We start from the raw sequence: 5,913 nt of genomic DNA, 5'->3' as shown, positions 1-5,913 counted from the left end.
TTTCTAGGACGAGTATTCAGTGACATGGCAACTTGATTTAAATAATGCTGATCTGCCTGATTTAAATCAATCCCTTTAGGTAAATATTGCCTAATTAAACCATTCATATTTTCGCATGTGCCTTTTTGCCAAGGTGAATGTGGGTCACAGAAATATACATCTATGCCTAAATCTTCTTCGAGTATTTTATGTTCTGACATCTCGCGTCCACGGTCATAGGTCAACGTTTTACGCAGTTCTGCAGGTAAATATTTCAGAGCTTCAGTTAAAGCCTTGCGCACTGATTCTGCCTTTGCATCAGGTAATGTTGCCAAGATACAGAGCCGTGTATTTCGTTCAATAAGTGTTGCTATCGAACTTTTATTGTCTTTACCTTTAATTAAATCAGCTTCCCAATGACCCGGTATTTTTCTTTCTTGAACTTCGGCTGGGCGCTCATGAATAGTTTTAATATCCTGTAATATAGAATCTTTTTTAGGTTCACCGTTAGCTTTTCGCTTTTTATTTTCATGACGCAGACAGGATAATAAGTCTTTTTTCAACTCACCCTTGGGTAATGCTCGTATCGTTGAATAAATCGTTGTATGGCTTACATTCATTGTTTGATCCAAATCAGGAAATGTCTTTAAACGCTTTGCTATTTGCTGAGGAGACCATAAACAACGGATCGCTTCAACAATAAATTTCCAGAGGATTGAATCGATTTTGAGTTTTCTGTGACCACGTCTACGTCTAGCGAAGGTGTTATCAGAAGCATATCGAGCTTGATAAACGTCATTGATGCTATTTCTTTTAAGCTCACGATAGATCGTACTAGGATGTCTTTTAATGAGTTCAGCAAATTTTCTGGCTGAAAAGCCTTCTTTTCTTGACTCAAGCATTAATGCAGTACGATCTTCAAAGTTAAGATGATGGTATGACAATTTTATATACTCCATAAACCCTTTAAATTAATTAGGTGGTTTATGTCGCACTTCAAGTTTTACTCTGCCCATCATACATTAATAATGTTATTAAACTTATTTAGTGTTAATTTAGTTTAATAGACAGTGATGAAGTTCACATAAGTTTTATTTAATTTCAAAATAATGTTTTTCAGTCACAAGTTTAATTTTTAAGTTTTTATATAAGCGTTCTTTTGAGTCTTCTAGTGAAGGAACAACTTTTTCTGCAAATTTATCTTCAGTCATCAGTCTTGCATAAGTTTTGTAGCCAATGATTAACTTTTGAGGTTCTTTACCTGTTTGACTAAACTCTTCAATGAGTTTATTGACTTTCTTTGCTGTTAAATCTGCCATCTTTCTTAGCCCCCCTTTAATTCACTATTTTGTTATACGGCTTCTTTGTGACAGAAATATGAACCGTAATTTTTTGTAATTTTCATGTAAATATTAATAATTATAGGTCTATAGCTTACCTACCAGTTCAAAACTAGCAAAGTAATCAACTCAATTATTTGATTTATATTTATTTTATTTAATTTCAATAACTTTTAATTGAAGAGATGTCTCCAAAGAATGAAATATGTTAATCTTTAATTAATAAAAGCTTCATACATATAACAACTGTAAATAAGAGGAATAAGATCATGAATTACCAACATATTATTGTACCAGTAGATGGTTCTGAGATTTCTTTAGCAGCAGCTCGACAAGCAGCTCATATTGCAAAAGCATTTGGTAGTAAATTGACCGCCATTAGTTTGGTTGCGGTAGATCCTTTTAGTGGCGTAGATTTTTATTATATCTCACCTGTTGTAAAAGATTATTTTGTTGAAGCACGTGCTAATGCAGAAAAAACTCTCGCAAAAGTTAAAGCTTTATGTGCTGAAGAAGGCATTGATGCAGAAACTCAAATCATTCAAGGTGAAATTTCTTCAGATGGTATTTTGAAAGCCGTAGAAGACTTAGGTTCTGATTTGATTGTGATTGGTTCGCATGGCCGTAAAGGTTTCCAAAAACTAATTTTGGGAAGCTTTGCTCAAGATGTTTTAAATAGCACCAAGATTCAAGTTTTAGTCGTAAAAGAGTAAAATACTTGAAAGATAAAAGCCCAATCTAATAATTGGGCTTTTTAATAAAATAACTTATAGAAATTTTACACCCACTAAAAAACTCTATAGAATAGTTCACTATTCCATCAATTTCGTGAGTCACGCCAATGAAGTAAGTCTTTTTTCTCATCAATTTTTTCTTTTTTTGATGTGCAAAATAGACTATTTTTGTGATTTACCATCTCTATTAAAAATTATCATTTTCCTATTTTGTACATCCTGTATTTATGAGGTTTTTTATGACTCAGCAGGCATGTGTAATATCGCAACTTACCTTAGAGTTCCCTTCAAAGGTAATGTTTAAGCATCTAAATTTTAGTCTTGAATCGAATCAGGTCTCTGCCCTAATTGGTCGTAATGGCCAAGGCAAATCTTTGCTTATGCAAATGTTAAATGAGACGCTTGCATTAGATTCAGTTGTTACATCAGGGCAAATATCTTGGCATGTAAAACATGCGTATTTACCTCAATTGCATCGTTTGACAGCACTTACAATTGCTGAAGCCTTAGATATTTTAGATATTTACGATGCTTTTAAAAGAGTTGAACAAGGTAATGCCGACTTCGATGATTATGATTTATTGGAAGGTAAATGGGACCTGCCCATTTTATGGAACAATCTCTTACAATCAGCTGGTCTACCAACAGATTTAGATTTCCCAGTTAAAAATTTAAGTGAAGGCCAAAAAACCAAGTTGGCTTTAAGCTGTTTATTTTTAAAATCAGACCACTATCTATTACTTGATGAGCCTAGTAATCATCTAGATCAGGAATCTAGACAATGGTTAATCGATCATTTAAAAAAACATCCGGCAGGTAGTCTTATCATTAGCCATGATCGGAATTTATTAAATGAAGTCGACCATATTTATCATTTAAATGAACATGGTCTACATCACACCACCGGAAACTATGAAAAATTTTATGGGCAGTATCAAACCAATATTGTAGCTCTAGAGCAACCTATTCAACAGAACCAACGTGAAGTTAAACACATGAAGCAAAAGCAACATGATGTATTAATGAAAGCTCAAAAACGTGAGCGTGCTGGAAATAAATTAAGAGAATCAAATTCTCAAGCCAAGATTTTGCTCGACTTTAAAAAGGAACAAGCAGGCCAAAGCATTGCTGCTATACAGTCTCAACACCAACGTCAGATTTCGAACAGTCAAAATGATTTAAAAGATAAGAAATTGCTTCTCGAAACTGTTAAACATCAACATTTTGTCTTCCCGTCTTTTCATAAGAAATCTGGTGAAATTCTGCGGATTAAAAAGTTGAAACTGAAACATGGTACTCAAAAACCCATCGATCTAGCTGTACAAGCAGCTCAAAAAATTCACATAACAGGACAAAATGGTATTGGAAAATCAACTTTACTTAAGGCAATTCATGCACAAAACAATCAACCCTGTGACAGCATTCACTTATCTGTAGAGTGTTTCTACCTCGACCAGAACTTTAGCTTTTTGTGTGATGAAATCAATGTTATTGAAAATTTATCTCACATGAATAATGAACTTTCAGAACTCGAATGGAGAAATTTGCTAGGTCAACTTCGAATTCGTGGGGATAAAGGTACCCAACTATTGTCTCAGTTAAGTGGTGGTGAAAAATTAAAAGTAGCTTTATTAGCTCTTAGCCAGTTAAACCCTGCACCTGAACTTCTGTTATTAGATGAACCAGAAAATCACTTGGATATTGAATCTAGGGAGTTACTCGCTCATGCAATTCAGAGTTATGAAGGTGCGTTATTGCTCGTTTCACACGATCAACTGTTTGTTGAAAGCTCGGGCATTCATGAGTCATTTTCCTTAACGTAATAGTTAGTAATATACCAAGTTTCAAATTTACTAGTTCTCATTTGAGAGCTAGTAAATTTCATCAGTTATTATTGTTTCACTTTGCTTAATAACTCGAGCTCTAAAGTATATTTGACAGTTTTATTTTTACGAGCACTATTACGCATTTGATAAACTTGAATAATATAATCGCCGTCAACTGGTAAAGTAAGCTCTCCTTTAAAACCTATAGTTGAGCCAATCAATAGTGCATTATCTTTACCTGGTTTTTTACCAGGTGAAAAAATATTTATGTAGGCTAAATTCCCCAGACTATTAATATCAAATTTTAATATTTGGCCTTTTTTTCCATAAATTCTATACTTTACATCATCGTAGCCCTGAAATTTTCCAGTTAAAATGGTATGTGGTGAACTTTGTAAAAAATTAACTTTTTGCTCAGTATTTTTGGCATAGACAGTGAACGAAGTAGCTGAAATAAGCGTAGATAGTAATAATGTTTTAATGATTTTTCTCAACTTATTGACCCTCAAAATTATTTTTAAAGTGATTATATTAAAAATGATTTTTATAAAATTTTACTTTATGTATGAGTTTGATGAGTAGTAGTTGCTTTTTATAACCAGTAACAAATAAAGTATCTTAGAAATCTAAATTATCTTCTTTTCAATAATTATTTAAAAGTTAAAGTATATGGATAATTTATACATCTGGAAGAGTTTTTAATGAATATTATTATTCGTGATGAGCAAGCCGAAGATATTGAAGCCATTGAAAAATTGACAAAAGCAGCTTTTGAAAATGCTGAGCACACAAGTCATACCGAGCATTTTATTGTTAATAGTCTAAGAGCTCACGGACAACTTACTATTTCTCTAGTTGCAATTGAAGATGAGTCTATTATTGGACATATTGCTATTTCTCCGGTTGAGATTAGCTCAGGCGAAATAGGTTGGTATGGTTTAGGTCCTATCTCAGTTCATCCAGATAAACAAGGATGCGGTGTTGGCTCTCTTCTCATCAATAAATCACTAGGAAAATTAAAACAACTTGGCGCTCAAGGATGGGCAGAGTAAAACTTGAAGTGCGACATAAACCACCTAATTAATTTAAAGGGTTTATGGAGTATATAAAATTGTCATACCATCATCTTAACTTTGAAGATCGTACTGCATTAATGCTTGAGTCAAGAAAAGAAGGCTTTTCAGCCAGAAAATTTGCTGAACTCATTAAAAGACATCCTAGTACGATCTATCGTGAGCTTAAAAGAAATAGCATCAATGACGTTTATCAAGCTCGATATGCTTCTGATAACACCTTCGCTAGACGTAGACGTGGTCACAGAAAACTCAAAATCGATTCAATCCTCTGGAAATTTATTGTTGAAGCGATCCGTTGTTTATGGTCTCCTCAGCAAATAGCAAAGCGTTTAAAGACATTTCCTGATTTGGATCAAACAATGAATGTAAGCCATACAACGATTTATTCAACGATACGAGCATTACCCAAGGGTGAGTTGAAAAAAGACTTATTATCCTGTCTGCGTCATGAAAATAAAAAGCGAAAAGCTAACGGTGAACCTAAAAAAGATTCTATATTACAGGATATTAAAACTATTCATGAGCGCCCAGCCGAAGTTCAAGAAAGAAAAATACCGGGTCATTGGGAAGCTGATTTAATTAAAGGTAAAGACAATAAAAGTTCGATAGCAACACTTATTGAACGAAATACACGGCTCTGTATCTTGGCAACATTACCTGATGCAAAGGCAGAATCAGTGCGCAAGGCTTTAACTGAAGCTCTGAAATATTTACCTGCAGAACTGCGTAAAACGTTGACCTATGACCGTGGACGCGAGATGTCAGAACATAAAATACTCGAAGAAGATTTAGGCATAGATGTATATTTCTGTGACCCACATTCACCTTGGCAAAAAGGCACATGCGAAAATATGAATGGTTTAATTAGGCAATATTTACCTAAAGGGATTGATTTAAATCAGGCAGATCAGCATTATTTAAATCAAGTTGCCATGTCACTGAATACTCGTCCTAGAAA

At 33.9% G+C, this 5,913-nt stretch carries 6 protein-coding genes and 2 pseudogenes; 4 read left to right on the top strand and 4 right to left on the bottom strand.

Annotated features, from left to right (window positions below):
• Together MKL51_RS11790 and MKL51_RS11785 are read right to left on the bottom strand one after the other, a co-directional pair.
• On the bottom strand, positions 1-938 hold a 938-nt coding region (locus tag MKL51_RS11790; protein ID WP_079396101.1), incomplete at its 3' end, for an IS30-like element ISAba125 family transposase.
• A gap of 132 nt (positions 939-1,070) precedes the next feature.
• Complete coding sequence (locus MKL51_RS11785) at positions 1,071-1,298, bottom strand: hypothetical protein (RefSeq protein ID WP_002115208.1); 228 nt, start codon at positions 1,296-1,298, stop codon at positions 1,071-1,073.
• Positions 1,299-1,588: 290 nt separating this feature from the next.
• Here MKL51_RS11785 and MKL51_RS11780 point away from each other — a divergent pair, with 290 nt between their 5' ends.
• Positions 1,589-2,032, top strand: a complete 444-nt coding sequence (locus MKL51_RS11780) for a universal stress protein (RefSeq protein ID WP_002115225.1) — start codon at positions 1,589-1,591, stop codon at positions 2,030-2,032.
• Positions 2,033-2,292: 260 nt separating this feature from the next.
• Positions 2,293-3,876, top strand: a complete 1,584-nt coding sequence (locus tag MKL51_RS11775; protein WP_270904325.1) for an ATP-binding cassette domain-containing protein — start codon at positions 2,293-2,295, stop codon at positions 3,874-3,876.
• 68 nt (positions 3,877-3,944) lie between these two features.
• Here the strand turns inward: MKL51_RS11775 and MKL51_RS11770 are convergent, their stop codons facing one another.
• Positions 3,945-4,373: a hypothetical protein gene (locus tag MKL51_RS11770; protein ID WP_032007429.1), complete on the bottom strand. Its 429-nt coding sequence runs from the start codon at positions 4,371-4,373 to the stop codon at positions 3,945-3,947.
• A 37-nt stretch (positions 4,374-4,410) separates the two neighbouring features.
• Positions 4,411-4,521 (bottom strand): annotated as a pseudogene (locus MKL51_RS11765) (hypothetical protein); the annotation flags it as partial.
• Positions 4,522-4,580: 59 nt separating this feature from the next.
• On the opposite strand from MKL51_RS11765, the pseudogene MKL51_RS11760 reads away from it, so the two are divergent.
• Together MKL51_RS11760 and MKL51_RS11755 are read left to right on the top strand one after the other, a co-directional pair.
• Positions 4,581-4,919 (top strand): annotated as a pseudogene (locus tag MKL51_RS11760) (GNAT family N-acetyltransferase); the annotation flags it as partial.
• Between the two features lie 56 nt (positions 4,920-4,975).
• Positions 4,976-5,913: IS30-like element ISAba125 family transposase (locus tag MKL51_RS11755; protein ID WP_079396101.1), on the top strand; the 938-nt coding region annotated here is incomplete at its 3' end.

It is taken from the genome of Acinetobacter sp. AOR18_HL, assembly GCF_027855145.1.
GTDB lineage: Bacteria > Pseudomonadota > Gammaproteobacteria > Pseudomonadales > Moraxellaceae > Acinetobacter > Acinetobacter pittii.
Note: the sequence above shows the minus strand (reverse complement) of the source record. Positions and strands in the feature narration are given on the sequence as shown.